We start from the raw sequence: 2,512 nt of genomic DNA, 5'->3' as shown, positions 1-2,512 counted from the left end.
CAGTCGCTTTCGCAAGAGGCAGCCGGTCAGACCGGCACAGAAGAGAAGGGAACGTCCTGATGCGGCGTGCGGTAGTTCGGGGCACGGGGCACTATCTGCCCGAGCGTGTGGTCGAGAACAGCTGGTTCGAGGACAAGCTGGAAACGAGCGATGAATGGATCCGCTCGCGCACGGGGATCGAACGCCGGCATTTCGCGGCCGATGACCAGCGCACCAGCGATCTCGGCATCGCCGCGGCCAAGGCGGCGCTGGACAAGGCCGGGCTTGCGGCCGACGATATCGACGCGGTGATCGTCGCCACCTCGACCCCCGATTTCACCTTCCCCTCGGTCGCGACCATGGTTCAGGCCGGATTGGGCATGAAGCGCGGCTTTGCCTATGACGTGCAGGCGGTCTGCGCGGGCTTTGTCTTTGCGCTGGCCAATGCGGATGCGATGATCCGCGCCGGTCAGGCCGACCGCGTGCTGGTGATCGGGGCCGAGACCTTCAGCCGGATCATGGACTGGACCGACCGCGGCACCTGCGTCCTTTTCGGCGACGGCGCCGGCGCCGTGGTGCTGGAAGCCGCCGAAGGCGAAGGCACGCCCGCGGATCGCGGCATCCTCTCGGTCGACCTGAACAGCGACGGGCAGTATCGCGACCTGCTTTATGTCGATGGCGGCGTCGCCTCCACCGGCACGGCGGGGCATCTGCGGATGCAGGGCAACCTCGTCTTCCGCCACGCGGTCGAGAAACTGGCCGATACCGCGCATCGCGCGATCGAACGGGCTGGCCTGACCACCGATCAGGTGGACTGGCTGGTGCCCCATCAGGCCAACCTCCGCATCATCGAGGCGACCGCGAAGCGGATGCACCTGCCGCTGGAAAAGGTCGTGCTGACCGTGGCGGATCACGGCAACACCTCTGCCGCGTCGATTCCGCTCGCACTGTCGGTCGCGGATGACGAGGGCAAGTTCGCGCCCGGGCAGGTCATCGTGGCCGAGGCCATCGGCGGCGGTCTGGCCTGGGGTTCGGTCGTCCTGCGCTGGTAATTCTAGCGCAGTTGCGAATCCTTCGACCCGCGCCGGTTGATTCCCGCCTGCGGCCGCCAGTCCCGGTCGCGCCGCGACTGGCAGGCGACGCATAGACGGACGCCGGGGATCGCCTCGCGCCGGGCGGGTGGAATCGGCTCGTCGCACTCCTCGCAGAACTCGGCGCTGTCCCGCGCGTCGCGATGCGCCTGACGCGCCCGCACGCGCTGGATCGCTTCCTGAGTCGAGACGTCGATCTGGTCGTTTACCGCCTCGTCACGGGCCCATCCCCCTGCCATTTTGCAATCCTCCGAATTGTCTGCCAATGCGTCAGATGGGGAGGATCCGGGCGGTTTCAACGCAACCGGACCGGGCATTGGCCAGTAAGACCCGAATAAATTGGAACAAAATTGCTTAGTTTGGAACCTTGGCGGGGTAGCGCATGTTGACACACCGTGGCAAAAAAATCATCCTTGCTTCAAGAGAGAGGTCCCCGAAATGAGCGACTCCACCCTGACCCGCATGGATCTGGCAGAAGCAGTGTTCCGCGAAGTCGGCCTGTCCCGCCACGAATCCGCCCAATTGGTCGAAAGCGTGCTTGGTCATATCTCCGACGCGCTGGTGCGGGGCGAACAGGTCAAGATCTCGTCCTTCGGCACCTTTTCCGTGCGCGACAAGAATGAGCGTATCGGCCGTAATCCCAAGACGGGTGAGGAGGTGCCGATCACGCCTCGTCGCGTGCTGTCCTTCCGCCCCTCGCATCTGATGAAGGATCGCGTCGCGGCAGGCAACAAGTCTCCGCGCTGATGGACAAGTCGCCCGACGCCTTTCGATCCATCGGAGAGGTGTCGCGCCTCGTCGGCGTCGCGCCGCATGTCCTGCGATACTGGGAGACCCAGTTCAGCCATCTCTCGCCGGTCAAGCGCGGCGACGGCAGACGCTACTACCGGCCCGAGGACATCAAGCTTGTCGCCGGGCTTTGCCAGGTCATGCGCGAGGAAGGGCTGAGCATCAGGGGCGCCAAGCGTCTGATCTCGGCCGACCGGGGCGCCAGCCTGCGCCAGATCGGCGCCGCGCGGCTTGGCGGCATCCTGCGGGACTTGCCCCGCGAGGGCGAGGCGCCCGAATCCGCAGCAACCGCAAGTGATGCCGCGGACACCCTTCGCAGCCCCGAGGTGAAGCGGCCTGCCCCGCAGCGTCGCCAGCCCGACCCGGAGCCGGAGCGCGATTCCCTGCCCCTCTTTCCCGAACCGCCCCCGGCAGAGCCCCGCGACCTGCTGGAGCGGCTCTGCGATGCCGCGCAGGGGTTGCGGCGGCTGGAACGCGAAGGGGTGGCCCTGCCCCCTCAGGCGCATGCCCTGCGCGAGCTTCTGCGCGCCCAGATCTAAGCCGGTGATCGCGCCCGGTTTTTCGGCGGCGAGGCATATCTTCGAAGGGCTTCGCATTATTGTCGAAAATTCCTTCTACCACCCCTTGTGCTGGCCGCCCGCTTCGCTCTATAT

4 protein-coding genes are annotated in these 2,512 nt (G+C 66.1%); 3 read left to right on the top strand and 1 reads right to left on the bottom strand.

Going from position 1 to position 2,512, the window contains the following annotated elements; genetic code table 11:
* The first annotated feature begins 59 nt into the window (after positions 1 to 59).
* Positions 60 to 1,031: a beta-ketoacyl-ACP synthase III gene (locus tag VNQ78_RS03860; RefSeq protein WP_325686777.1), complete on the top strand. Its 972-nt coding sequence runs from the start codon at positions 60 to 62 to the stop codon at positions 1,029 to 1,031.
* Positions 1,032 to 1,033: 2 nt separating this feature from the next.
* On the opposite strand, the gene VNQ78_RS03855 is transcribed toward VNQ78_RS03860, so the two are convergent.
* Positions 1,034 to 1,309 carry a DksA/TraR family C4-type zinc finger protein gene (locus VNQ78_RS03855; RefSeq protein ID WP_325686775.1) on the bottom strand — a complete coding sequence of 92 codons (276 nt, stop codon included), beginning with the start codon at positions 1,307 to 1,309 and terminating at the stop codon, positions 1,034 to 1,036.
* A 199-nt stretch (positions 1,310 to 1,508) separates the two neighbouring features.
* On the opposite strand from VNQ78_RS03855, the gene ihfA reads away from it, so the two are divergent.
* Together ihfA and VNQ78_RS03845 are read left to right on the top strand one after the other, a co-directional pair.
* A complete protein-coding gene (gene ihfA / locus VNQ78_RS03850; protein ID WP_325686773.1) occupies positions 1,509 to 1,817 on the top strand; it encodes an integration host factor subunit alpha in 309 nt (102 codons plus the stop codon).
* On the top strand, positions 1,817 to 2,398 hold the full coding sequence (locus VNQ78_RS03845) for a MerR family transcriptional regulator (protein ID WP_325686771.1): 582 nt from the start codon (positions 1,817 to 1,819) through the stop codon (positions 2,396 to 2,398). Before ihfA ends, VNQ78_RS03845 begins: the two co-directional genes overlap by 1 nt.
* The last annotated feature ends 114 nt before the right edge of the window (positions 2,399 to 2,512 follow it).

It is taken from the genome of Paracoccus sp. (in: a-proteobacteria) (assembly GCF_035556475.1).
In the GTDB taxonomy this organism is placed as follows: domain Bacteria; phylum Pseudomonadota; class Alphaproteobacteria; order Rhodobacterales; family Rhodobacteraceae; genus Paracoccus.
The sequence above is the reverse complement of the archived record's forward strand: the minus strand, read 5'-3'. Positions and strand labels throughout refer to the sequence as shown.

Bases quoted from the DNA above. Each gene is read 5' to 3' on its own strand.
- VNQ78_RS03860 (WP_325686777.1), top strand. From the start codon at position 60: ATGCGGCGTGCGGTAGTTCGGGGCACGGGGCACTATCTGCCCGAGCGT.
- VNQ78_RS03855 (WP_325686775.1), bottom strand. From the start codon at position 1,309: ATGGCAGGGGGATGGGCCCGTGACGAGGCGGTAAACGACCAGATCGAC.
- ihfA (WP_325686773.1), top strand. From the start codon at position 1,509: ATGAGCGACTCCACCCTGACCCGCATGGATCTGGCAGAAGCAGTGTTC.
- VNQ78_RS03845 (WP_325686771.1), top strand. From the start codon at position 1,817: ATGGACAAGTCGCCCGACGCCTTTCGATCCATCGGAGAGGTGTCGCGC.